The sequence below is a fragment of the Enterococcus eurekensis genome (assembly GCF_042654605.1).
Taxonomy (GTDB): Bacteria; Bacillota; Bacilli; order Lactobacillales; family Enterococcaceae; genus Enterococcus_I; species Enterococcus_I eurekensis.
On sequence record NZ_JBHSGT010000063.1, the window covers coordinates 1 to 24,230 of the forward strand.

The 24,230-nt window shown below is 37.6% G+C and carries 25 protein-coding genes; 5 read left to right on the forward strand and 20 right to left on the reverse strand.

From position 1 onward, the window contains the following. Positions 1–458 precede the first annotated feature (458 nt). From mutL to ACFO3L_RS10280, 7 genes are all read right to left on the reverse strand, one after another. A complete protein-coding gene (mutL, locus tag ACFO3L_RS10250) occupies positions 459–2,414 on the reverse strand; it encodes a DNA mismatch repair endonuclease MutL (RefSeq protein ID WP_379966994.1) in 1,956 nt (651 codons plus the stop codon). A 14-nt stretch (positions 2,415–2,428) separates the two neighbouring features. Beyond that, on the reverse strand, positions 2,429–4,975 hold the full coding sequence (gene mutS / locus ACFO3L_RS10255) for a DNA mismatch repair protein MutS (protein WP_379966997.1): 2,547 nt from the start codon (positions 4,973–4,975) through the stop codon (positions 2,429–2,431). Next, complete coding sequence (locus ACFO3L_RS10260; protein WP_379967000.1) at positions 4,959–5,345, reverse strand: YlbF family regulator; 387 nt, start codon at positions 5,343–5,345, stop codon at positions 4,959–4,961. The genes mutS and ACFO3L_RS10260 overlap by 17 nt, the downstream gene beginning before the upstream one ends. A gap of 12 nt (positions 5,346–5,357) precedes the next feature. Next, positions 5,358–6,155: a TIGR00282 family metallophosphoesterase gene (locus ACFO3L_RS10265; protein ID WP_379967003.1), complete on the reverse strand. Its 798-nt coding sequence runs from the start codon at positions 6,153–6,155 to the stop codon at positions 5,358–5,360. A 156-nt stretch (positions 6,156–6,311) separates the two neighbouring features. Beyond that, on the reverse strand, positions 6,312–6,734 hold the full coding sequence (mgsA, locus tag ACFO3L_RS10270; RefSeq protein WP_379967006.1) for a methylglyoxal synthase: 423 nt from the start codon (positions 6,732–6,734) through the stop codon (positions 6,312–6,314). A 24-nt stretch (positions 6,735–6,758) separates the two neighbouring features. Further along, a complete protein-coding gene (locus ACFO3L_RS10275) occupies positions 6,759–7,535 on the reverse strand; it encodes an HAD family hydrolase (protein ID WP_379967009.1) in 777 nt (258 codons plus the stop codon). Between the two features lie 108 nt (positions 7,536–7,643). Then, entirely contained in the window at positions 7,644–8,597 is a 954-nt protein-coding gene (locus ACFO3L_RS10280) for a Gfo/Idh/MocA family protein (protein ID WP_379967012.1), read from the reverse strand. 179 nt (positions 8,598–8,776) lie between these two features. Here ACFO3L_RS10280 and ACFO3L_RS10285 point away from each other — a divergent pair, with 179 nt between their 5' ends. Then, positions 8,777–10,057, forward strand: coding sequence for an MFS transporter (locus ACFO3L_RS10285; protein ID WP_379967015.1), 1,281 nt, complete (start codon positions 8,777–8,779; stop codon positions 10,055–10,057). A gap of 217 nt (positions 10,058–10,274) precedes the next feature. On the opposite strand, the gene ACFO3L_RS10290 is transcribed toward ACFO3L_RS10285, so the two are convergent. From ACFO3L_RS10290 to ACFO3L_RS10310, 5 genes are all read right to left on the reverse strand, one after another. Continuing rightward, on the reverse strand, positions 10,275–11,177 hold the full coding sequence (locus ACFO3L_RS10290) for a hypothetical protein (protein WP_379967018.1): 903 nt from the start codon (positions 11,175–11,177) through the stop codon (positions 10,275–10,277). 2 nt (positions 11,178–11,179) lie between these two features. After that, entirely contained in the window at positions 11,180–11,686 is a 507-nt protein-coding gene (locus tag ACFO3L_RS10295) for an RNA polymerase sigma factor (RefSeq protein WP_379967021.1), read from the reverse strand. A 291-nt stretch (positions 11,687–11,977) separates the two neighbouring features. Then, the gene (gene udk / locus ACFO3L_RS10300; protein WP_379967024.1) at positions 11,978–12,610 is read right to left on the reverse strand and encodes a uridine kinase; all 633 of its coding nucleotides are present in this window, start codon (positions 12,608–12,610) and stop codon (positions 11,978–11,980) included. Between the two features lie 85 nt (positions 12,611–12,695). After that, positions 12,696–13,379 (reverse strand): YjjG family noncanonical pyrimidine nucleotidase, encoded by a 684-nt coding sequence (locus ACFO3L_RS10305; protein WP_379967027.1) that lies wholly within the window; start codon positions 13,377–13,379, stop codon positions 12,696–12,698. 25 nt (positions 13,380–13,404) lie between these two features. Continuing rightward, positions 13,405–14,124, reverse strand: coding sequence for a pseudouridine synthase (locus ACFO3L_RS10310; protein ID WP_379967030.1), 720 nt, complete (start codon positions 14,122–14,124; stop codon positions 13,405–13,407). Positions 14,125–14,472: 348 nt separating this feature from the next. Between ACFO3L_RS10310 and ACFO3L_RS10315 the strand changes: the two genes are divergently transcribed. Further along, a complete protein-coding gene (locus tag ACFO3L_RS10315) occupies positions 14,473–15,066 on the forward strand; it encodes a 50S ribosomal protein L25/general stress protein Ctc (RefSeq protein ID WP_379967033.1) in 594 nt (197 codons plus the stop codon). Between the two features lie 95 nt (positions 15,067–15,161). Here ACFO3L_RS10315 and ACFO3L_RS10320 read toward each other — a convergent pair whose 3' ends face one another. The 3 genes from ACFO3L_RS10320 to ACFO3L_RS10330 are packed head-to-tail and all read right to left on the reverse strand — an operon-like array spanning position 15,162 to position 17,034. Beyond that, on the reverse strand, positions 15,162–15,500 hold the full coding sequence (locus ACFO3L_RS10320; protein WP_379967036.1) for a glycine cleavage system H family protein: 339 nt from the start codon (positions 15,498–15,500) through the stop codon (positions 15,162–15,164). 2 nt (positions 15,501–15,502) lie between these two features. Beyond that, positions 15,503–15,856, reverse strand: coding sequence for an arsenate reductase family protein (locus ACFO3L_RS10325; RefSeq protein WP_379967039.1), 354 nt, complete (start codon positions 15,854–15,856; stop codon positions 15,503–15,505). Beyond that, positions 15,853–17,034 carry an FtsW/RodA/SpoVE family cell cycle protein gene (locus tag ACFO3L_RS10330; protein ID WP_379967042.1) on the reverse strand — a complete coding sequence of 394 codons (1,182 nt, stop codon included), beginning with the start codon at positions 17,032–17,034 and terminating at the stop codon, positions 15,853–15,855. Before ACFO3L_RS10330 ends, ACFO3L_RS10325 begins: the two co-directional genes overlap by 4 nt. A 243-nt stretch (positions 17,035–17,277) precedes the next feature. Here ACFO3L_RS10330 and ACFO3L_RS10335 point away from each other — a divergent pair, with 243 nt between their 5' ends. Beyond that, positions 17,278–17,517 (forward strand): hypothetical protein, encoded by a 240-nt coding sequence (locus ACFO3L_RS10335; RefSeq protein WP_379967045.1) that lies wholly within the window; start codon positions 17,278–17,280, stop codon positions 17,515–17,517. Between the two features lie 72 nt (positions 17,518–17,589). On the opposite strand, the gene upp is transcribed toward ACFO3L_RS10335, so the two are convergent. From upp to ACFO3L_RS10350, 3 genes are all read right to left on the reverse strand, one after another. After that, positions 17,590–18,219, reverse strand: a complete 630-nt coding sequence (upp, locus tag ACFO3L_RS10340) for a uracil phosphoribosyltransferase (RefSeq protein WP_379967048.1) — start codon at positions 18,217–18,219, stop codon at positions 17,590–17,592. Between the two features lie 115 nt (positions 18,220–18,334). Beyond that, positions 18,335–19,069, reverse strand: a complete 735-nt coding sequence (locus tag ACFO3L_RS10345; RefSeq protein WP_379967051.1) for an ABC transporter permease — start codon at positions 19,067–19,069, stop codon at positions 18,335–18,337. Next, positions 19,066–19,779 carry an ABC transporter ATP-binding protein gene (locus tag ACFO3L_RS10350; RefSeq protein WP_379967054.1) on the reverse strand — a complete coding sequence of 238 codons (714 nt, stop codon included), beginning with the start codon at positions 19,777–19,779 and terminating at the stop codon, positions 19,066–19,068. Before ACFO3L_RS10350 ends, ACFO3L_RS10345 begins: the two co-directional genes overlap by 4 nt. A 79-nt stretch (positions 19,780–19,858) precedes the next feature. Here ACFO3L_RS10350 and ACFO3L_RS10355 point away from each other — a divergent pair, with 79 nt between their 5' ends. Next, positions 19,859–20,602: a polysaccharide deacetylase family protein gene (locus ACFO3L_RS10355; protein WP_379967057.1), complete on the forward strand. Its 744-nt coding sequence runs from the start codon at positions 19,859–19,861 to the stop codon at positions 20,600–20,602. A gap of 3 nt (positions 20,603–20,605) precedes the next feature. Next, positions 20,606–21,589: an ABC transporter substrate-binding protein gene (locus tag ACFO3L_RS10360; RefSeq protein WP_379967060.1), complete on the forward strand. Its 984-nt coding sequence runs from the start codon at positions 20,606–20,608 to the stop codon at positions 21,587–21,589. 105 nt (positions 21,590–21,694) lie between these two features. Here ACFO3L_RS10360 and glyA read toward each other — a convergent pair whose 3' ends face one another. Next, entirely contained in the window at positions 21,695–22,936 is a 1,242-nt protein-coding gene (gene glyA / locus ACFO3L_RS10365; RefSeq protein WP_379967063.1) for a serine hydroxymethyltransferase, read from the reverse strand. Positions 22,937–23,097: 161 nt separating this feature from the next. Further along, a complete protein-coding gene (locus ACFO3L_RS10370; RefSeq protein ID WP_379967066.1) occupies positions 23,098–24,117 on the reverse strand; it encodes an L-threonylcarbamoyladenylate synthase in 1,020 nt (339 codons plus the stop codon). Positions 24,118–24,230: the final 113 nt, after the last annotated feature.

Genomic DNA, 24,230 nt, shown 5'->3' on the forward strand with positions numbered 1-24,230 from the left:
TCTATAAAGAAACATTCTACACGTTTGTTGTTTGTTTTGCTTGCTTTGTTCAGTTTTCAAAGGTCTACATTGTTGCATGAAGCGACTTTTACAATCCTACTAAATTAATAGTGGTTTATCGAGCGCTACGATTACTCGTTTACTGCAACTCACTTATAATAACAAATACCACCGTTATTTGTCAACAACTTTTTAAATATTTTTTATTTATTTTTCAACACTTTCAAAGTTATCTAAAAATAGATGTTTGTTATTTTATGTTTGGTTTTAATTTGTTACGTTCAAACCAACGTTGTCTAATTTACCACTTAGAACAACCTCTGTCAACACTACTTTTAAAACTTTCTTAAAGAATTCGCTTTCTATTTTTTTCGTTCTATTTTTATTTTAGCCTTTATATAGTAGGAAAAAACTAGAGTAGAAAATTGAACTTTTCAATCTTCTACTCTAGTCCCATATTAATGCGAGTCTTGGATACGTTTAAACATTCTTTCCATTTCTCGATTTGTAAATTGAATGAGCACTGGTCGACCATGAGGACAATTAAATGGGTTTTCGGTTTTAGCCAAGTCAGCAAGTAACACTCGGGCTTGTTGATCATTTAAATAATGATTGGCTTTAATCGATCGTTTACAACTCATCATAATGGCTGTTTCTTCTCGAAACTTAGCTAAATCAATTTGACCTGTCTCTAAAACAATTTCAATAATCTCACGAGTAATCTCTTCTTCTTTACCTGTTTCGTACCATGTTGGATGTTCACGAACGATAAAACTATTTGTTCCAAACGTTTCTAAATGAATATCAACTTCCTCTAGGATCGCTTGTCGCTCGGTAATCTTTACCCATTCATCGTGCGGGTACTCTAGAACTATCGGCACTAACAAACTTTGAAGTGCATCGCCCATTTTTCCAATTTCTTTACGATAGTATTCATATTTTATCCGCTCTTGTGCCGCGTGTTGATCGATAATATAAAGTCCTTCATTACTTTGAGCAAAGAGATAGGTTCCATGCATTTGACCAAAATATTCTAATGCAGGAAAGCTTGATTTTATGACTTCTTCAGATGGGTTATTTTCAGTTTCTTCTATTATATAGGAAGAGTTATCCACAAAGTTATCAACTTGAGCAGAATCATTTGATTTTTCATTGGGTTCTTCAAACACTGTTGGTGGGGGTACTTCTTGATTATTCATTTCACCAATTGGAAGTTTTACACTTTTTCCACTTAAACTATCCACAGAGTTATCCACATTTATGACAGGTACTTCTTTTATAAAAAACTCACCCGTCATTGGATTAAATTGTAAATCGGTTTTAGGTGTACCCGCTTCTCGAAAATCCATTGCTAATTGCTCAGCTGGAATTTTTTTAGCGGGTGCCTTTTTAACAATTTCTTGATAGTTCACTTTCGGAATTAAGACTTCATCTTTTAACGCTTCTTGGATAGTCGATGAAATAAGTTGCGAAAGTTCTTTTTCTTTTGATAAACGAACTTCCTGTTTTGTGGGATGGACATTCACATCGACTAGTAATGGATCCATTTGAATTTCAATAATCGCAATTGGGAAACGTCCGACCATTAATTTGGAACGATAGCCTTCAATAATCGCTCGATTCAATAAGAAATTTTTAATGTAGCGCCCATTAATAATAATTGATAAGTAATTCCGACTAGCACGTGTTACTTCAGGTAAAGAGAAGTAACCATGTATCTTGAAATCCAAATCTTGATTTTTAATCTCACGCATTTTTTTAGCTGTATCTACACCATAAATTCCGGCAATGCATTGTTTTAAATCACCATTACCAGGTGTCGTCAACATCCGATTTCCATCATGGACCAGTCGAAAAGCCACTTCTGGATGACTCAAGGCCAAGCGGTTAACAATATCTCCAGCGTTGGCTAGTTCTGTTTGGAGTGATTTGACATATTTTAAGCGTGCAGGTGTATTAAAAAACAAATTCTCGACGGTAATTTTTGTGCCTTTACGCAATGAACTTGGACGTTCTTCGACTACTTTACCACCTTTTAATGATAAATAACTACCTTGGTCCTCGTTTTGGACCGCCGTCTCTAAGGTAATTTCAGAAACGGAAGCAATACTTGGTAGGGCCTCACCTCGAAACCCCAGTGTCCGAATCCGAAACAAATCATTGCGCGTATGGATTTTACTCGTTGCATGGCGCTTAAAAGCACTGCCTACATCGTCTTTGGCGATTCCTTCACCGTTATCAATAATTTGAATCTTTTTTAAACCCGCTTCTTCTAAAAGGATATCAATTTGCGTACTTCCGGCATCAATCGCATTTTCGACTAGCTCTTTAACGACGGAAGCGGGACGTTCCACAACTTCTCCGGCAGCAATCTGATTCGCTAAACTTTCTGATAGTTCTTGGATCCTTCCCATAAGCAACCTTCTTTCTACTTAATTTTCTTTTGTAACTGATGCAAAGCATTGATCGCGTCCAAAGGCGTCATTTCTAAAACATTCAAAGCCTTCAACTCATCAATCACTTGTGTTTCGATTTCATTGCTTTCACTAAATAAGGACAATTGTTCAACAGGCGGTGTCGGTGTACTTAAGTGCTGGTGCCCATTTTCTAAATTCATCAAGATGTAATCCGCTCGTTCTAAAAGCTTTTTAGGAAGTCCTGCAATTTTCGCTACATGAATCCCGTAACTCTTATCTGCCGGACCCGCCATCATTTTATGTAAGAAGACAACTTCACCCTCTTGTTCAACGGCCCCTACATGAATGTTTTTTAAACGTGATAACTCTTCGTCTAAAACCGTCAACTCATGATAATGGGTTGAAAATAAGGTCTTAGCCTTCACCTCTTGATGAATGTATTCAATAATCCCTTGTGCCAGAGCCATCCCATCATAGGTTGCCGTCCCACGGCCTAATTCATCAAATAAAATTAAACTGTTTGGTGTCGCATGTTGCAACGCATGATTAGCTTCCATCATTTCAACCATAAAGGTACTTTGACCAGCAATTAAATCATCGCTCGCTCCGATTCGGGTAAAGATCTGATCAAAAATTGGCATTTCAGCCGACTCTGCTGGAATAAAGCAGCCCATTTGTGCCATGATGACTGTTAAAGCCAACTGACGCATGTAGGTACTTTTACCTGACATATTAGGACCGGTAATTAATAGAATCAATGTTTCAGCATCCATTTCAATCGAGTTTGGAATATATTCTTGATGACCTAATACTTTTTCAACTACAGGATGTCGACCCTCAGTAATCCTCAATGTTTGCTGTTGATTAAACTGTGGACGAATGTATTGATATTTTTCACTGATGGTTGCAAAACTTTGCAAGACATCCACAGCACTCAATGCCTGCGCTAATGTTTGTAGCTTTTCGATACTTTGTTTCACTTCTTCACGAATCGCTAAAAAGAGTTGATATTCTAAATCCACTGATTTTTCTTCTGCTTCTAAAATCAATGTCTCGATTTCCTTCAACTCGGGACTGATGAAACGCTCCGAATTTGCTAGTGTCTGCTTGCGTTCATAACGACCTTCCTCTAAAGCTCCCAAATTCGATTTGGTAATTTCGATATAATAACCAAACACTCGGTTAAAACCAATTTTTAAATTTTTAATGCCAGTTGCTTGGCGTTCTTTAGCTTCTAGTTCAGCTAACCATTTCTTACCGGAGTGCATCGCCTCACGGTATTGATCGAGTTGCTGATTAAAGCCTGTTTTAATGATATTTCCTTCAGTAATCGCTAAAGGCGCATCCTCATGAATTCCCCGCTCAATTAACGAAACCAATTCTTCTAAAGGTGAAATGTGGACAAGTAAGTCACGCCATTGTCCTTCATCCAAACCTGATAAAATTTGACGAATAAAAGGAACTTGTTGCAACGAGGTTTTTAATTGCAATAAATCACGACCGTTGACATTGCCAAAAGCCACCCGTCCCGCTAAACGCTCCAAGTCATAAACTTTCTTCAAGGTTTCTTGTAAATCGCCTCGTTCAAAGAAAGCATCCAATAAAGAAGCCACTTGATTTTGCCGCATTTCAATTTGACTCTGATGAATTAATGGACGATCGATCCATTGTTTTAACAAACGACCGCCCATCGCCGTTTTCGTTTCATCTAGTAACCATAATAATGTTCCTTGCTTTTTACCCGTGCGAATCGATTGGGTTAGTTCTAAGTTAAATTTCGAATAGTAGTCCAATTTTAAGAAATGATCGACTTGGTATTCCACCGCTTTTTGCAAATGATCCAAGCTGCGTTTTTGTGTCCGGCTTAAATAAGCCAGTAGTTTTAATGTTACAGGGGTCAACGTTTCACTTAAATCTTGCGTTAGGAAAGTAAATTCCGTGGATTCTTCTGACTCTTCTTGTACCGAGAAGATTAATCCTAAGCGTTTTTCGAGTAATTCGGTCGTTGTTTCTGGAACAGCACTCGTTAAAAGAACTTCCCGAGCTTTTAACACAGCCACCTCGTTTAGGACATCTTCCTCATTTGCTAGGCTCGCTACTTTTAATTCTCCCGTTGTTAAATCGACATAAGCTAATTGGAAAGTTCGATCGCTAAAAGCCAAAGCCACCAAATAGTTGTTTTCTTTGGCCGATAATCCTCGCCCTTCCATAACAGTACCTGGTGTAACGAGTTGAACCACTTCACGCTTAACCATCCCTTTGGCTGTTTTTGGGTCTTCAACTTGCTCACAAATCGCTACTTTATAACCTTGTTGGACAAGCGTGTCAATATAACCACTCGCTGCATGATGAGGAACCCCACACATTGGAATCGGGTCATCGGCATTTTTGTTCCGGCTTGTTAATGTTAGCTCTAGTAGCTGCGACACTTCAATCGCATCTTCATAAAATAATTCATAAAAATCGCCAAGACGATAAAATAAAAACGCATCAGGATAAGAAGCTTTAATGCCAAAGTATTGTTCCATCATCGGTGTATGTTTAGTCTTTTGAGGCATCATATTCCTCCCCTTCAATACGCTGATTGACTTCTTTTTGAATCATCGTTGAAACATGTTGCAATAATTCATCGGCTTCCACTAAGCGTTCGCGATAATTTTCAACGAGCGGATGATTTTTATAAGCTTTGTTTAACGCATTGATTTCTGCAACTGATTGCTTTTCAGCTTCTGGTTTATCGTAATGCGCGTATGCAACTGCATCTTTTTGTGCGCGTTTAATTTTTTCTTCAAGTTCTTTTAAGCCCGCATGATTTTGTGCTTTACTTTGAACTTCTTTAAATGTTTGAACACTTTCATGCGTATTTAATAAGGCCAACATTTTTTCAACTTCTGCCTGTAAGGCTTGTTCTTCTTCTAGATACCCCACGACGGTTCCTCCTTACATCATAAACGGACGGTCTTCACTAATTTGAAACGCCTGAATTTTTTTGGCTTTTCCGGTTTGATCATCGATATCAATCACACACGCGGATAATAGCGAACGACCACTTTCAACCACTTCAAAGCGACGTGGTAAAGCTGTAATAAATTTTTCGATAACTGCTTCTTTTTTCATACCTAAAACACCATCATACGGACCAGTCATTCCCACATCGGTTAAATAAGCCGTCCCTTTCGGTAAAATCCGCGCATCGTTGGTTTGAACGTGCGTATGTGTACCAACAACTGCCGAAACACGACCATCTAAATACCAACCCATCGCTTGTTTTTCGCTCGTTGCTTCGCCATGGAAATCGACAAAAATAAACGGTGTCCGTTCGCCGACTTGAGCTAAAATTTCATCCATTTTAGTAAAAGGATCATCCAAAGCCACCATGAACGTGCGCGCTTGTAAATTAATAACCGCTAGTTCTAATTGATTCACTTTCGTATAAACAACCCCAACACCAGGTACGCCATCTGGAAAATTGGCCGGACGCACAAGTTTTTTTGCATCAGCAATAAACTCAAATAAATCACGATTATCCCAAGCATGGTTGCCTAGTGTAATGACATCGGCGCCGTCTTGTAAGAGGCCTTTATAAATTTTTTCAGTGATACCGCGACCCGATGCCGCATTCTCACCATTAACGATCGTCACTTGTGGACGGTATTTCTTTTTTAATTGTGGTACATATTCTGAAATGGCTTGTCTTCCAATTGAGCCGACGACATCACCAATAAATAAAATTCTCAAAAAACTTCCTCTTCTCTTCTCATTTTACATCTTTACCTATTATATCGGTTTTATCTTAGAAAAAAAAGCTTCCTGAAATCCTTTTAAGATTTGACCTCTTATCGATAAAAAAGATGCTCCCACTCGATTGGCTCAAGTCGAAACATCTAACGGTTTTTAAATTGAAATCGGACGACGATCGCCTTCATGGACAACTTCACGAAAATCAGCAAAACCAGCATCTAAGCCACGCAATAAAATTTCAGCTGTACCAATATTGGTTGCTAAAGGAATTTCATAGACATCCGATAGACGAATTAAAGCCGTCACGTCTGGTTCGTGTGGTTGTGCCGCTAATGGATCACGTAAAAAAATCACCATGTCCATCTCGTCTTCAGAAATCATCGCGCCAATTTGTTGGTCGCCGCCTAACGGACCCGATTTAAAGCGATGAATCGGTAAACCTGTTGCATCGGCAATTCTGCCACCAGTTGTTCCAGTTGCAAATAGTTGATGCTTAGCTAAAATTGGACGGTAAGCCGTCACCAGTTTAACCATTAAATCTTTTTTTCGGTCATGAGCAATCAATGCAATTTTCATAAAGTCCTCCTCAAGTATCTATCATTAAATTAATTTCAATTCTTGTAATGCATGCCAAATGCCATCTGAATTATTATCTTTCGTAACGAGGTCAGCATCTTGTTTAACAATTTCTAAGGCATTGCCCATCGCGACACCCATTCCAACTTCACGTAGCATTTCGCGATCGTTTAAACCATCGCCAAAGCCAATAATATCTTCTCTAGAAATTTCAAGGCGATCCGCCATCGCTAAAATCGTTCTTGCTTTTGAGCCATTTTCCGGTACGACATCGACACACTTTTCATGCCAACGAACAAAATTTAAACCAGGGTATTGCCCATCGAACATTGCATCAAAACTTTGATCATAATATGCTAATGCTTGGTAGACATCATCTTTCTCATTTAAGTATCCTAATTCTGAAGCATGCGAACCAAAAGAAGTCATCGCTTCTTCCATTTTTTCCATATCAAAACTACTTAAACGTTTCGATGAATCGAGGTGAATTAAAGAAGTATCGATTTTCAATTCTTGGCAAAATTCAATCAATTGTTGCAAACTATCTGTCGCCAGCGTCTCTTTAAACACTTGTTGATGATTTAAAAATGCCGCTGAACCATTGCATAAAATATAATTTTCAAAGTCAAGCTCACGAATAACCGTCTCCGCTAAATAACGGCTACGCCCCGTTGCCAACGTCACAAAGTGTCCGGCATCACGTAAGGTTTGTAAGGCCTCTATCGTACTGGCTAGTGGACGCTTGTTTGAATCTAGAATCGTTCCATCAATATCAAAAGCTAATAATTTTCTACTTTCCAAGATATAAAACTCACTTTCTTTTCTCCTATTTTGTTCCCCTCTACTTAAACATAGAAACCATTCGATTTCAATTTTTTTGAGCAATATACCAAAAAATTCACTCGTTCTTTAATCTTGTTCCCATTGTTGGTACATTTTTTCAACTAGTTCTACCGTCTGCAACGTTAGATCCGCCGTCATCACTGGACTTTCCGACAAACCTTTGGCTAAACAATTATTCACGTGATCAACTTCAAAAACAAACTCATTTTGATGAGGTAACTGTATGTCCTCTTTGTCATTATCAGTCGTAATCGTCATCTCTTGTGCCCGCCAAAAATGCGGAATTTCGATTTTGCCTTTTTCGCCATAAATAACAAACTGGCTGTCTTCAGCAAATTCAATTGTGATAAAAAGATTCCCTTGTATCCCACCTTCAAATAAAATACTGACGTCGCATTGACTGTCCGATTCTCCCGGTGCCATCACGGCTGTTCCTGAAACTTCACTAATTTTTGCACCCGTGACGTATTGCATGTATTCAATTGGGTAGCTTCCTGAGCCATACAACGCACCGCCTCCTGCTTCTAATGAGTGAAACCATGGAATTGTGCGACCGCTTTGAAAGGCCATAAAAGCTTTCATATATTTAACCGCGCCAATTTTACCAGAAGCGATTGTTTCTTTGACTTTTTGGGTAATCGGTAAAAAAACTGCTTTTTGTGCTTCCATAATAAAGCATTGATTGGCCTGTGCTAAAGCAAATAGTTCCTCACCCTCATCGAGCGTCAATGTGAAAGGTTTTTCTAGTAAAACATGTTTACCCGCTAGCAAAGCTTCTTTAGCTACCGGATAATGTCCACGATTGTAAGTAGCGATGTAAACCACATCAATCGTCTCATCTGCAAACAATTCAGCATAACTGCCATACGCTTGAGGAATCGCTAATTCTTCCGCCATTTTTTGCGCTTTGTCTAATTCACGTGCAGCAATAGCCACAACTTGACCCTCAGCGCTTTCTTTAATACCTGTCACAAAACGAGGAACAATACTCGCCGTACTAACAATTCCATAATTAATCATTTCATCTCTCCTCGAATCCTTATTAGTACGATTATAACACGTCAAAGTCGACCAAGGCACATCCAAAAAGAAAAGTAAAAAAAAGGAGCTAATCGATATTTTTCAACGATAAATTAGTGTAAACTAAACCTACTATCAATCAGAATCTGGCCCTGGACAATTTAACATTTGGAGGACTTATGGAAAATCAACAATCAGTACCGTCAAACTTTGACTTAACTGGGTGGCAAAAAAATATTCGCTTGTTTTTAACAGGCCAATTTCTCTCAGGGATTACAAGTATGGTTGTCCAATACGCCATCATCTGGTATTTGACGAAAGAAACAGGCTCTGCGACGGTCTTAAGTTTAGCTACCTTGCTCGGGATGATCCCGATGGTTTTACTCAGCCCTTTCGTGGGCCCCTTTGTCGATCGTCTCAACAAAAAGCGGCTATTAATTGTGACCGATATCATCGTCGCAATCTTCGCACTCACTTTATCACTAGCCGGAACAATTTCTGATACTTTCCCACTATGGCTCGTATTTATTTCACTTTTTATGCGTTCAATTGCTCAGACTTTTCAAATGCCAACCATCCAATCGATTTTACCGCAAATGGTTCCACAAAAAGAAATCACCCGAGTAAATGGTCAATTAGGCATGGTACAATCAGCCAATATGATTATCGCTCCGGCGCTTGGTGCTTTTTTATTTGCGGTCGTGCCAATGAATCGATTAATTCTACTAGACGTCTTGGGCGCAATCTTTGGAATCGGCTTATTGCTATTCGTACGTATCCCACAAACACAAGCATTAGGTGAGCGAGTTCATCTTTTAACGGATACCAAACTTGGCTTTTCACTGTTAATCAAAAATAAAGGACTTTGGTACATTACTCTACTCGGTTCGGCTTTCACATTAATTTTTATGCCGGCAGTTAGTATGTATCCCTTAATGACGATGGACTATTTTCAAGGAACAGTCGGTCAAGCCGGTATCATCGAAGTTGTCTTTTCTGTCGGTATGTTAATGGGTGGAGCTTTCATCGGAATTTTTGGTAAATGGAAAAACCGTATGATTCCGGTGTTAATTTCATATGCGATTATCGGTCTGACTTTTACGATGAGTGGCTTCTTACCCGGGAATCAAACAGGTTTTCTTTGGTTCGTTGCCTTAAACACAATTGCTGGATTAGCAACACCATTTTTCAACACTTTACTGATGGCGATGATTCAACAAAGTTACGAACCAGAATATCTCGGTCGCGTTCTTGGCGTTTTAAACTCTTTAATGAGTATTACTGGTCCAGTAGGTTTAATATTTGCGGGTCCTTTAGCCGACGCAATCGGCGTTGAAAAATTATTTGTAATCGCCGGTGTCGGAACAATTATTTGTGGTATCGCCAACTTGCTTATTCCCGCAGCACGTGATTACGACTTGTACTTACAAAAGAAAATTACTAAACAAAACGAAGAGTAGTCTTAAAAAGTTCCCAAGTGAAATACTGGGAACTTTTTTTATTTATAATTAACTTGTGAGATTCAATCTATTTTTTTGATAACAAGACTTCCTCTTTATTATTAATAACCAAAGTAACTTCCGAAAGTTGATCGTAGCCAGAGTACTCAAACGTCATTTCAAAAAATTCTTGATTATTTTGATGATTGATTTTTGTTGTTTTAGGTTCATAAGTTTGTTATTTTTCGCCATTTATGACTTTTAATTGAAACGTTCCGTTTTCTTGTTGACTAGAGAACTGTTCAAAACCATCTTTTGAAAGATGGACGATAAATGATGTTGGATAGGCAATGGCGCTATGGACTCCGTACGATTGCTCCTCGGATGAGAAGAATTCTATTGGATCAAATTCCTTTGTTGTTAAATCAATAGGAAATGTCCAATCACCTTTGATTTCTTCAATGGATAGATGGTTTTCGCCTGGAGTCCTCACTCGATTTTTAACTCCTGAAATACTTCCAATTGTGAGAGTTGCATCCTTTATATCAAACAATTCCCCAGTTTCTTTCGCGCGTAATCGATACGTCATTTCTAATGTATTCGTTTCTCGATCGATAGCGTGATCGACATTGACCGATTGAATGTTATCTAAAACATCTCGGTCATCCATATTAAAATTAATAATCGTTTGATTTTCTTTGTTGGATATCGCAAACGTTAAATCATAATCTTCTATATCACTCGCTAATAATTTAGAATCTCTCGGTAATTTGATAGAGAAATGCAGACCTAGCGCATTGTTATCAAAATAATGTTCTTGTAGCTGAATGTGAATATTTTGATCGATATCAGAAGAAAAGGCCCTATTAATAAATTGACTTTGTTTCAAATTATTCGAGGTGAAATCTCCAAACCTAAGTAAATTAACCGCAGCCAATCCAAGGGGAGTTATGCTAATGATAACGATACAACTAAATACGGCAATCAATGGGTAGATATACCTAAATTTAGGTTTTATCATTTTAGAAGATTCTTCTTTTAGGATATCCTTATAAGTTGCATCCAATCTATTTCGTACAATCATGGATAATTCTTCTTCTTTTAAGATTGTTTCTTTAAGATTTTTTTCAGATAGACTCATGATTATTCCTCCTTAAATTGTTGTATTTTTAATCGTGACTTGGCTCTGGCCAACCTTGTTTTTATCGTATTGATAGGCAAATCAAGGATCTCACTGATTTCCTTAATCGAATAACCGTTGTAGTAATAAAGGACTAATGGGACACTATATTTTGAATCTAACGATAGCAACAGGTTTCTGAGTTCAAGTGAATCAATGCTCGTATTTTTTTCTTCATGCAAAATTGCCTTATAATCAAGAATTCTATTATTTTTATTGATTATTTTATTGCTGTTATTAATCAGAATTCGGCATAACCAAGTATCAAAATATTTATCTTTTTTAAGACTTTTAATATTTTTGAAGGCATCCATCATTGTTTCCTGTAAACAATCAGCAATATCTTCTTCATTTTTTAGGAATTTCCGAGCCATATTATATAATAATTTTTCTTTTTTCATCATTAATTGAACAAAGGCTTCATTGTTACCGGCCTTTGAACGTTTAACTAAAAATAAATCATTTGACACACGACAACCTCCTTATTTTTTAAGCTATATACTATTAGAGTGAGTAAGTCGTTAAAAAGTTTCATTTATTTGGTCGATACTAAATAAAAACACCCCCGAGTATAAATACTCAGGGGTGTTTTTGACAGTACTATTGCTAGTAGAGACTTTATTTTCCACAATAAAAGCCTCCGACACCTACAATCCGGTAGTTGAATTTCTTCATGTGTCTCTGTTTGATTGGACTAGTAAAAACTAGTCTTCCTCGGCTCATCGCATAAAGCGAATTCTAGCATACTTTTAAATGGATAGCTAGTCTTTACTTTCAAAAATCGATTCAATTTTCGTATTAATCAAGTCAATCGCTACGTAATTTTCGCCACCTTCAGGCACAATAATGTCTGCGTAACGTTTCGTTGGCTCAATAAATTGATGGTACATTGGCTTCACAACGGTCAAATATTGTTCAATAACAGAGTCTAACGTCCGACCACGTTCTTCCATGTCGCGTTTAATTCGACGAATAATACGTGTATCGTCATCCGTATCAACATAGATTTTAATATCCATCATATTACGCAACGCTTCGTCTTCTAAAATTAAAATTCCCTCTAAAATAATAACTTCTTTCGGCTCTTGAACAATTACTTCTTTACTACGCGTATGATTGACATAGTCATAAACTGGCTTTTCAATTGCTTCATATCGTTGTAATTGTTGTAGATGTTGGATTAATAAATACGTATCAAAAGCAAACGGATGATCATAATTTGTTTTTAGGCGTTCTTCAAAATCAAGATGATCTTGGTTTTTATAATAAGAGTCGTGTTCTAACATCATTATCGAGTGTGTTGGGAAATGGTTTAAAATCGCGCGGCTCACACTTGTTTTCCCGCTACCCGATCCACCACTCACTCCGATAATAATCGGTTTTTTCTTGGTCATTGCAATCGTTCCCTCGTTCCCCTGATTTCTATCCCTTATTTATTATAGCCAAGTTCCTGAAAATTTCTAGTTGAAACTACCTTTTTTACATAAGAATTTCATAAATTTCTTCTAAGCGCTGAATGTGATGCGTCGGTTGAACGACTAGCTCGTCAGCATCAACTAAAGGATGCAGCCAAATAGTATCAATCCCTGCATTGTTTCCTCCTTGAATATCTGAAGTCAAAGAATCACCAATAATAACTGTCTTTTCTTTATTTAATTGAGGAATTTTATTAAACGTGTATTCAAAAAATTCCAGCATCGGTTTTTGATAACCGGTATCTTCTGAGATAATTACTTCTTTAAAATAAGGCAATAATTGAGCATCTCCTAAACGTTGGTATTGTGTTTTTGAAACCCCATTTGAGACCACGTATAAATCTGCTTTTTGCGCTAAATCAGCAACAATCGCTAAACTATTACCTAACAACTGATGGCCTTGGTTTAGAAAATAGCGGTATTTTTGTTCCATCGCTATACTATCTACCGTGCGATTCATTTGAGCAAAGAACTCGCCAAAGCGACCATTAACAACCGTTTCACGTGACATTTCCCCTACCTCAAAAGCACGCCAACGCTGTTCATTCAATTCTTTATAAATCTTTTCTAACTCCGTTGTTAATTCCAATCCTTCTTGTTCGAATAACATTCGTAACGCTTGATTTTCAGCTGCTTGAAAATCTAATAGCGTATCGTCGACATCAAATAATAGTGTGGTATAACGCATTGATATTCCCCTTCTTGATTCATTTTTAGCGGAAATAAGCTTTTAATTGTTGCAACTCTTCCGCTGTCAATTTTCGATAACTTCCCATTTCGAGATTTTCTAAACGTAAAGGCCCCATCGCAACCCTTTTTAAAGCGATGACTTTTTTCCCACAAGCTAAGAACATTTTTTTAACTTGATGGAACTTGCCTTCTGAAATCGCTAATTCGACGAAGCTTTCGTTGGTCTTTTCGTCGTAAGCCAAAATCGTTAATTGGGCCGGCTGACACTTTGGCCCATCCAAAAATACAATACCTTCAGCAAACGCTTCGACATCCTCTTGGGTTACATGCTCATTAATGACTGCTTGATAGACTTTCACCACTTTTTTCGTCGGATGTAGCAAATCATAAACTAACTGTCCATTACTCGTCATTAAAAGCAAACCTTCCGTATCCCGATCCAAACGTCCAACTGGAACCAATTGGTCTACTTTTGCTTCTGATTTTAATAAATCAAAAACCGTTTGATGTTCCCTATCACGCTTCGCCGTAACCACGCCTTTTGGTTTGGCTAGTAAATAATAGACCTCATTTGTTAAAAGACGTTGACCGTCGACCTCAATTTGATGAAGCTCACTATCAACATTTTGACTATCATTGAGCGTGATTTTTCCATCAACGCTAACCTTTTTACGTAGGAAAAGGCGCTTCATTTCTTTACGAGAAGTCTGTAATTGCTCTTCAATCAATTTATCTAAACGCATAACCTTCCCTTTCTTTCTGAAACGATTATACCTTAGATGACGTATTGGAAAAAGAAAAAAGGTTAAGAAAACTCCTCAATTTTAACTTTGATTATGAGAGAAAAAGGCAATGGCTTGACATAAATTGATATTCGTCCTATGGTTAAGAGGTAAAGTAAATATATGTTTCTAACTACACACAGTGTTATGAGCTGGTGGAGAAAGTGAACTTTACCTTTCTGGGTAGCATTTTGCTACCTTTTTACGCGCAACTTTTTGTGCGCACTCCTAACCTTTAATGTGCAAGAGTAACAAAAATTTACTTCGAAATGACTGTCTTTTGGCAGAAAAATTAGGAGGAATTGAGTTATGTCAGTATCATTGGAAGTAAGTAAAAGAAGTACGCGCCCACGCGCAACCCGTAACAAATTACGTCACGAAGGAAAGATCCCTGCAATCGTTAATGGGTACAAAATCGAAAGTACACCTATCGCAGTCGACGCAATTGAATTCAAACGCATTTTAAGAACAGAAGGTCTAAACAGCGTTGTCAAATTGACAATTGATGGTGAAAAGATTAATACATTAATTCATCAATTTACAACAGACACATTCACGAAAGAAATTACTCACGTTGAGTTCTTATCCGTTGATATGTCTGAAGTAACAGAAGTTGAAGCCGAAGTTGTTTTAGTTGGGGTGGCACCAGGTGTTAAAGCCGGTGGTTTATTAACACAAAACTTATACAACGTGATCGTTTCAGCAACTCCAGATAAATTACCAGAACGCATCGAAGTCGACATTACTTCATTGAACATTGGTGATGCGTTGACGATTGCTGATTTACCGAAGTCAGATGACTACGAAATCATTACTGAAGCAATCGAACAAATCGTTGCTATTAGCGAACCTCGCACAACTGAAGAAGAAGCAGACGAAGAAGAAGCTGCTCCTGCTGAATAATAGACTATTAACCGGAAAATCCACGATGGTTTTCCGGTTTTTTTGCTTTAAAAAAAGAGTAGCACTATTATTAGCCGCTACTCTTTCGATATTAATTATAATTCTTGAAATTCTTCTTCCGATACGTTTTTTAAACTAATCAGCCATGCGTTCATCTCATCGCTGTCATTTAAAACGGTAATATCGGCGTCGATTTTTTCATTCACAGATGAAATAACGCCTGTCAATGGACTTGAAAATTCATTAACAGCTTTTTCAGCTTCGACCTCTAGAAGTGTTTCGCCTTGTTTGACTTCTTGATTGACAATTGGTAAATCAGCAAAGGTAATATCGCCCAACTCTTCTTGCGCTTCATTGGTTAAGCCAATGACATATTCGCTCCCATTGAATAAGATCCATAAATTATCTTTTCGTTTCAAACATGTTTGTTTCATTTTCACAAAACCCCTTCATAAACTTCTTCTTTAAAGCCGTTTGCTAGAAATTGATTATCTTTTACTAAAATCGGACGTTTAATCAACATGCCATTGCTGTTTAACTTTTTACTAGCTTCCTCTATTGTATAGCCATCAATAAAATCTTTCAAGCCCTCTGCTCGATACAGCTGACCGCTAGTATTGAAGAAACGGCGGATAGGTAATTCACTATTTTCAATCCATTGTTGTAAAAGTTCTACTTTCGGTGGTTCTTGGACTAGGTCAATAAAATCAACTTCATAACCTTTTGCCTCTAACCATTTTTTCGCATCACGACATGTACTACATTTTGTATACCCATATAACGTAATCATACTTCTGCCCCTTTTTCCATTTGATAACGCATTGATAAAATTAAACCGACACCCATCATATTACTCAACAAAGCCGATCCCCCTTGACTAATAAATGGTAACGGAATCCCTGTCAGTGGTAGTAATCCAATATTTGCGCCAATATTTTCAAAAACGTGGAATAAAATCATCATGATAATTCCCGTTGCAATGTACGCATAAAACTCATTATTTGTATCAAAACAAACGCGCAACATTCGATAAATCAAAACAAAGTAAAGTAAAATAATAAAACTACCGCCAACAAAACCGAAATTTTCAGCAGGAACGGTAAAAATCATGTCAGACTCTCGTACCGGGATATAAATATCACTGACGTTAAAACCTTTTCCAGTCATCCCGCCTGAACCGATGGCCATTAAGGCATTGGCGACTTGCGCCGAATTCCCTTGAACATCATGGAATGGATCAATCCAAGAATCGATTCGAGCAAATTGATAATTTGAAAAGCCAATTGAATACAAAAACTCACGGCCAGTGTCACTTAGTACAAGGAAAATCGTTCCCGCACCAATCAATAAGACCACTGAAATGGTCGGAATAATAATTTTCCATGAAATTCCCGACATTAAAAATACGCCGCCTAAGATCGCAATAAATACGAGCATCGTGCCAAAGTCATCTTGAATCATAATTAAAATAATAACTGGTAAAATCACGGCTAACATTTTGGCAATTAAGATACCATCGGTTTTTAAGCTTTTATTCTTTCGATGGCGACTATTGTGTTTCGTAACCACATAAGCCAACATCAGTATCACAGCAATTTTCATTAATTCGGCTGGTTGAAAACTAAAACTTCCAAAACGAAACCAGTTTCTAGAACCCGTCAAAGCAAAAGTTGCACGGTCATAAAATTGCGTCAACAACCCCATGACGACTAAACCACTCAAGTAAAGGAACGGCGTCAATTTCCAAAGCCACTTGACATTAACTTGCATAATAATGGCAACTGCAATCATACCGACACCACACCAGATTGCTTGCTTAAACGCTTCACGCAAGGGGCTTCCGGTAAACATCGGTGCTTGATCGTACGCAACGTATAACGAAGCAATTCCAATTAAACATAATAAAAAGACTGGTAAAATCACGCCATAATCAATTCGATTATCGTTTCTAAATATATTTTTATTCATCGCTTCTCTCTTTTCTTAAGAAATACTTCTCTATTATAAAGTGGTTTGCTGACAAAAGAAAGCAAAGCTTCCAACTTTCAATCTTTTTTAAAGAATCCCTTTCGTGTTTTTAATGAAAAAAATAAAAAATAAAAAATGACAAGTATTTTTTTAATTAGAATTTTCGAACATTTTCTTGAAAATTTCTCATTTTCGTCAATCTGTGCTATAATAGAATTATAGAAAAGGGAGGTTTTTTGGAACATGGCAACATTTGGCAAGTTTGAAACAACTATTGTCCCGTCGGAATTTGGTTTAGAATTTAAGGTTGAAACACCTGTCAGCTTTACCGTGAAAGATCAAGCTGAAACTGGTACCATTATTAAGCAGTTGAAAAACTCTGCGGTCGTCGGAATCGACGAAACGAAAAAAAATCGTGATTTGATGGTTAGAAGTAATGGTGTGATTATCATCAACTACAAAGAATTAAAAAAGATTAGTTAATAAATAAAGCAAGACGTGTCAAGTTCCCAACGAGTATTCGTTGCGACTTTGACACGTCTTTTCTTTAATTTCTTATTTCGTACCGAATAAACGATCGCCAGCATCGCCCAAACCAGGAACGATATAGCCATTTTCATTCAATTTCTCATCTAACGCTGCCGTGTAAATATCTACATCTGGATGCGCTTCTTGTAAAACTTTCACGCCTTCCGGAGCCGCAACAAGACAAACAAATTTAATGTTTGAAGCACCGCGATTTTTTAATGCATCAATCGCCATCACCGCTGAACCACCTGTTGCTAACATTGGATCCACTACAAGTAATTGACGACTTGAGATATCCTCTGGTAATTTTACGAAATATTCGTGTGGTTCTAATGTTTCTTCATCACGGTATAATCCAACGTGACCAACTTTTGCCGCTGGAATTAATTGTAAAATCCCATCAACCATCCCTAAACCTGCACGTAAAATTGGAATAATCGCTACTTTTTTACCTGATAATTGTTTTTGGACTGAACGAACCATTGGTGTTTCGATCTCAACTTCTTCCACTGGTAAATCACGTGAAATTTCATAAGCCATTAACATCGCAATTTCATCAACAACCTCACGAAAGACTTTCGTGCCACTGTTTTTATCACGGATAATTGTTAACTTATGTTGAATTAATGGATGATCAATTACTTGAAATTTTCCCATTTGAATCGCTCCTTTTCTTTGTTGTTATTATTGTAAAGCATATTGGCTTTTCAGACAAGGAAACTTCGCAATCTTTCGCAAGTTCTCAACGATTTTATCCGTCTGAACAAGATTCTTATTCCGCTCGTCGCTTCTCTAAAGCATCGAGTAAAGTAAACAATGCAAAACCTAGCAAGGCGATACAAAAAATCCCCGCAAACATTTCATCATAAGCCATCTTCGTCCAAGCACTTAAGATTAAATATCCTAAACCATATGTTGTTGCATAGTTCTCTGCAAAAAATAGGGAAGCTAACGCAATTCCAATACTGACGCGTAAACTCGCTAATAAATGCGGATAAATTGCCGGCAAAATTAAATAATAAATTCTCTGTCCTAGACTGGCATGAAAATTCGTCATCGTTCTTTGATAATTTCTCGGGATTTGATTAACCCCATCTCGAACTAAGACAATCATTTGTAAAACAATGATTGTAAATAACAAAATGATTTTAGACAAATTACCTAAGCCCCAAAAAATCATAAAGACCGGCAAGAAAGCGACCTTGGGTAAGGGATATAAAAAATAAAGTAAGGGAGATAACAAGCGATTTAAACGGGGCGAAAGACTCAGCACAATCCCACAAGGTACACCGACCATAAAGGCAAAAAATAAAGCGAGCGTCATTCTACCTAGACTCGCCAAAGTGTGTAGAAGGACTTGGTCTTTTAGCGACCAAATGGTTTGAAAAGTCTCCCATGGTGCAGGAATCGCCCGATTTTTCAGCAACATTGCCAACAACCACCATAATAAAACAAACGATAAAACGCCCAAAAGAAAAGAGCTCAGCCAATATGATTTTTGTTTCATCGACGGCGCACTTCCTTTCTCAACTGAATACAAAATTCATAAAAATCCAAGCTATCTCGTCGTTCTCGGAGTGTTTTTGTTGGATTCGTTAAAGGATGCAGTTGTTGATTACGAATTAGTAAAATCTCATCGCCTAAAAAAGCCGCCTCTTCAATATCATGGGTAACGATGAATAACGTGTTGCCGTGCTTTTTTTGTTCTTGTAAAATCAACCGCTGAATCTCTTCTTTGCTTTCCATATCTAAAGAAGACGTTGGCTCATCCAAGCACAGAAAAGACGGCTTAACGACCAATCCTTGTCCAATCGCAACCCGTTGTGCTTGCCCACCACTTAAAGTTGCGACTTTTTGTTCAGCCAATGGCGTTAAATTCAAGTCTTCTAAAAGGGTCTTAACTTTAGTAATTTGCTGTTCTTTGGCAACTTTTTGAATTTTCAACGGTAATCGCAACGCATCAATGACTTTTAGCCAAGGAAAGAGTTGATTGTTTTGAAAAACCGTCATCACCTCTTGCGCTGAAAAATCGTGATAGATCACTTCTCCTTGGCTCGGAGTCAGTGATTTCGTCAGTAAATCCAAGAATGTGCTTTTGCCCACACCTGAAGGACCGACTAGAACATAAATTTTATTTTCCTGAAATGTATAATTCAGATTTTGAAAAATGATGTTATTTTTAAATTGAAAGTTTAAGTTTTTTATTTGAATTTCCACAAAAAATCCTCCTAAATTATACGTTCCATTTTACACGTTTGTGCTATACTATTAAAGATAAAAAGTAGGAGGTTACACAATGTTTTTAACTTTAGTATTTCATGAAATACGTCCACAAAAAGAAATCGATGCTGGTCAACGGCCGATCCACGTGGCTGACGGTTACGAAGATCGCTTACCATTACCGTTATATAATAGCACCGAAAATTTTTCAGAACAAATGTCTTACTTAAAAGACAATGGCTACAACTTTTTAACACTTGAACAAATTAAAGCTTTTTATGAAAATGCGACACCACTTCCTGATAAAGCCATTTTAATTACATTTGATGATGCTTATCAATCCCAAAAAAAATATGCTTACCCGATTTTAAAGGCTCTAAATATTCCTGCTGTTTTGTTTGAGCCATCTGGTTGGGTTTTCGAGGAAGCAAGTCCCTACGCGGAAGCCTTCTCTCAAGTCCTAAGCTTTGATGAAATTGCCGAAATGAGTGATGTTTTTACAACAGCGAATCATACCCACCATTTCCATCAACGACACGGGATCGAAGAAAGTCGATGCATGTGGGAATCACCTGCAAACGTTGCTGCAGATATTTTACGTAACAATGATTTCGTCACCGATACAGAAGTTTTTGCATATCCTTTTGGACTTTATAATGTGAAAAGTATCACCATATTAGAGGAGCTAGGTTTTAAACTAGCCTTTACAACTAAGCCTAGCTTCAATTCTAAATCAACCAATCCTTTAGAATTATGCCGCGAAGTTGTACCATACACCTTTACAATGACGGATTTCAAAAAAATGTTAGGAGAACTTTAATCCATGAAAAAAACACTTTTAGCCACTTTAACGACACTGACACTGCTTACTTTAGCTGCTTGTAGCAGTTCAGAAAAAACACCCGAATCATACTCTTCAACGACACCTGAGGCAAGTAGCGAAAAAGTAGCTACTGGAACTCGTGAAACAATTAATTTTGGGATTTTACCTGCGGAATCTGCTCTACCGATTATTATCGCTCACGAACAAGGCTTTTTCACTGAAGAAGGTACTAATGTTTCAATTAAATCTTTTTCGTCGCCGAATGATCGGAACGTAGCCATCCAAGCTAAAACAATTGATGGCACGATTAGCGATGTCATGACCGAAGCGACTTTTAAAAAAAATGGTATCGACATGACGATTACTTCTGGCATTTTAGAAGATTTCAAGATTCTCGCTTCGCCACAATCAAACATTACCGAAATGAAACAATTGGCGGATAAAAAAGTGACACTCGTTCCGAATTTTATTTTAGAATACATTATGGATGTCTTTGCGACTGAAGATGATTTTACGTATCAAATCGTTGAAATTCCAAGTTTTTCAGCACGCAGTGAAGCCTTGATGACGGGCGAAGTCGATGCAGCTGTTTATACAGAACCACAAGCTTCAATGCTTGCTGCCCAAGGAGCCGTGATTTTAGGTGGTTCAAAAGAAGCTGGAATTAAAGGTGGAACGATTCAATTTACCGATCAACTATTAACTGAACGACCCCAAGACGTCGCAGCTTTCTACCGTGCCTATAACAAAGCGATTGATTATATGAACGCTCACAAAGCGAGCGAATATACGGATACTTTAAGCAAATACCAATTCCCTGATGCGATGAGTAACTATCTTGATAGCCAAGAAGCAGATTACCCTTACGCGGATGCTGTCACTCAAGAGCAATTCGATAAAATCATTGCTTGGTCAAAAGGTAAAGGCATGATTGACGAAGCCTATACTTATGAAGAATTAACCGATTTCGGTTATCTAAAATAACAGCAACTCACGTTTAATTCTTTGATTTCTTAATACTCAAAATACCACCTATCATCTTTTTATGATGATAGGTGGTGTTCTCATTGTTCGAAAAATAAAATCGAATTATTTAATTTTTAATGGGTGAGCGTCTGTTAAAGCTAATACTTCTTGTTTTACTTCAGCTAAAACTTCAGCATTGTCTTTGTTTTCTAATACTTTGATGATTAGTTTTGCGACTTCTGCAGCGGCCTCTTCTTTAAAACCACGGCTTGTAATCGCTGGTGTTCCAACACGAATACCACTTGTTTGGAATGGGCTTAATGTTTCAAACGGAATAGAGTTTTTATTAACGGTAATGCTAACTGTGTCTAATAATTGTTCCGCTTGTTTACCAGTCATTTCAAAACCAGTTACTTCAATTAATAATAAATGGTTATCTGTCGCACCTGAAACTAAGCGTGCTTTTGTTGATTGGTTGAAAACTTTCGCCATTGCTTGTGCATTTTTGATGATTTGTGCTGTGTATTCTTTGAAGTCATCTTGTAAAGCTTCTTTAAAGGCAACTGCTTTACCCGCAATCACGTGCTCTAATGGACCACCTTGAATGCCTGGGAAAATCGCGCTATTGATTTTTTTTGCTAAATCTTCATCGTTAGTTAAAATTAAACCGCCACGCGGACCTCTCAATGTTTTATGTGTTGTTGAAGTAACGACATCTGCATATGGTACTGGATTTGGATGATCACCTGTTGCTACTAGACCTGCGATATGTGCCATATCGACCATTAATTTGGCACCAATTTCATCGGCAATTTCTTTAAATTTAGAAAAATCAATCGTACGAGAATACGCACTTGCGCCAGCTACGATTAATTTTGGCTGATGTTTACGTGCTAAAATACGAACAACTTCATAATCAATCACTTCTGTTGATGGGTCGACACCATAAGGAACAAAGTTATAAGTTTTACCACTAAAGTTAACTGGTGAACCATGAGTTAAGTGACCACCTGCAGATAAATCCATACCTAAAATTGTATCACCTGGTTCAACTAAAGAAAGGTATGCTGCAGTATTTGCTTGAGAACCTGAGTGTGCTTGAACGTTGGCAAATTTAGCACCAAAAATTTCTTTTGCACGATCAATTGCTAAATCTTCAACAATATCAACGAATTCACATCCACCGTAATAACGACGACCTGGATAACCTTCTGCATATTTATTTGTTAAAATACTGCCTTGAGCAGCCATTACACCTTCTGAGACAATGTTTTCAGAGGCAATTAGCTCGATATTATTTTGTTGGCGAATTCCTTCGTCTTTAATTGCTTGCCATAATTCTTTATCAAATTCCTTGTAATCCATCTAACACAAACATCCCTTCAAAAATAAGTTAATTTGATTGTAGCACATATCATTCGAGTATTGAAATTTTTAAGACTATTTTTATAATATTTTTGCTGATAATTACAAAAAAACTGATTAAAGGCGAACGATAATCAGTTTAACATGCAACAATATTCATTTTACACTTTAAAAAATTGTTGATTAGCGGATTTTTTCAGACGATTCATGTAAGCCACGCCTAAACCGACTTCTGGAAAAACAGGAGCAAAGATTAAATCAACTTGTTCTTCATCCAAAGCTCGTAACCCGGCAAATAACCCTTTGGCGGCAGATGCGATACTTTCATCGACTAAAGGATAACTAGCTGTCATTTGCGCTTGATAGGCTGCTCGTAGCTCTGGACTAGCCAAAACACCAACCTTTAAATCTTGCTTCTTAGCCCAATCAAAAGCCTCTGCCCAATCTGTTGGCTGAACCATCAAGACTTTCGTTTTTGGCGCATAGTGTTTGTATTTCATTCCTGGGGAACGGGGTGCTTGGTTTTCTTCAACTAAATGTTGATCGACTAAAACGGTCACACCGAGTGTTTCTTCTAAAACTTCTTTCGTCACTGCTCCAGGACGTAAAATCATTGGTGGTTGAATGGGATCACTAAGATCTAAAACAGTTGATTCCACACCAATCTCCGTTGAACCGCCTTCCAGAATCCCTTCAATCTTACCTTTTAAATCATGGTAGACATGCTGACTTTGGGTCGGACTCGGGCGACCTGATGTGTTTGCACTTGGACCAACTAAAGGCTGACCGACCTCTTTAATTAATTCTAATGTTAATGGATGATTAGGCATCCGAAATGAAACCGTTGATAAACCGGCTGAAACGACACTTGGTAAGGCACCTGGTTTAATTTTAAAAATTAACGTTAGCGGTCCCGGCCAAAATTGCTCGACGATTTTTGAAGTCAATGGATGAAAATTATCGACGTATTGCTTCACTTGTTCAAAGTTTTCCACGTGAACAATCAAGGGATTGTCACTCGGACGTCCTTTCACAGCAAAGACTTTTTTTACGGCATCCGCTAATGTTGCATTGGCTCCTAAGCCGTAGACGGTCTCACTTGGAAAGGCGACTAAGCCACCTTCACGTAAAATTGCCGCCGCTTCTTTTATTTCTTGTTGATGGAATTTTTTTGTTTCCACAAGTTATACACATCCTTTTTCTTAACTGTTGGTGAGTTATCAACATTTCCACCAAAGTTACCCACATTTTGTGGATAACTACTTTGTCAAGTGTGGATTTCTCTGTGGGTAAT

Excerpts from the sequence above, each read along its gene's own strand:
- ACFO3L_RS10330 (WP_379967042.1), bottom strand. The coding sequence starts at position 17,034 with ATGAATAAAAATATATTTAGAAACGATAATCGAATTGATTATGGCGTG.
- ACFO3L_RS10345 (WP_379967051.1), bottom strand. The coding sequence starts at position 19,069 with ATGAAACAAAAATCATATTGGCTGAGCTCTTTTCTTTTGGGCGTTTTA.
- ACFO3L_RS10305 (WP_379967027.1), bottom strand. The coding sequence starts at position 13,379 with ATGCGTTATACCACACTATTATTTGATGTCGACGATACGCTATTAGAT.
- ACFO3L_RS10325 (WP_379967039.1), bottom strand. The coding sequence starts at position 15,856 with ATGATTACGTTATATGGGTATACAAAATGTAGTACATGTCGTGATGCG.
- udk (WP_379967024.1), bottom strand. The coding sequence starts at position 12,610 with ATGACCAAGAAAAAACCGATTATTATCGGAGTGAGTGGTGGATCGGGT.
- ACFO3L_RS10290 (WP_379967018.1), bottom strand. The coding sequence starts at position 11,177 with ATGAGTCTATCTGAAAAAAATCTTAAAGAAACAATCTTAAAAGAAGAA.
- ACFO3L_RS10360 (WP_379967060.1), top strand. The coding sequence starts at position 20,606 with ATGAAAAAAACACTTTTAGCCACTTTAACGACACTGACACTGCTTACT.
- ACFO3L_RS10320 (WP_379967036.1), bottom strand. The coding sequence starts at position 15,500 with ATGAAACAAACATGTTTGAAACGAAAAGATAATTTATGGATCTTATTC.
- mutL (WP_379966994.1), bottom strand. The coding sequence starts at position 2,414 with ATGGGAAGGATCCAAGAACTATCAGAAAGTTTAGCGAATCAGATTGCT.
- upp (WP_379967048.1), bottom strand. The coding sequence starts at position 18,219 with ATGGGAAAATTTCAAGTAATTGATCATCCATTAATTCAACATAAGTTA.
- ACFO3L_RS10335 (WP_379967045.1), top strand. The coding sequence starts at position 17,278 with ATGGCAACATTTGGCAAGTTTGAAACAACTATTGTCCCGTCGGAATTT.
- mgsA (WP_379967006.1), bottom strand. The coding sequence starts at position 6,734 with ATGAAAATTGCATTGATTGCTCATGACCGAAAAAAAGATTTAATGGTT.
- mutS (WP_379966997.1), bottom strand. The coding sequence starts at position 4,975 with ATGCCTCAAAAGACTAAACATACACCGATGATGGAACAATACTTTGGC.
- ACFO3L_RS10285 (WP_379967015.1), top strand. The coding sequence starts at position 8,777 with ATGGAAAATCAACAATCAGTACCGTCAAACTTTGACTTAACTGGGTGG.
- ACFO3L_RS10280 (WP_379967012.1), bottom strand. The coding sequence starts at position 8,597 with ATGATTAATTATGGAATTGTTAGTACGGCGAGTATTGTTCCTCGTTTT.
- ACFO3L_RS10355 (WP_379967057.1), top strand. The coding sequence starts at position 19,859 with ATGTTTTTAACTTTAGTATTTCATGAAATACGTCCACAAAAAGAAATC.
- ACFO3L_RS10310 (WP_379967030.1), bottom strand. The coding sequence starts at position 14,124 with ATGCGTTTAGATAAATTGATTGAAGAGCAATTACAGACTTCTCGTAAA.
- glyA (WP_379967063.1), bottom strand. The coding sequence starts at position 22,936 with ATGGATTACAAGGAATTTGATAAAGAATTATGGCAAGCAATTAAAGAC.
- ACFO3L_RS10315 (WP_379967033.1), top strand. The coding sequence starts at position 14,473 with ATGTCAGTATCATTGGAAGTAAGTAAAAGAAGTACGCGCCCACGCGCA.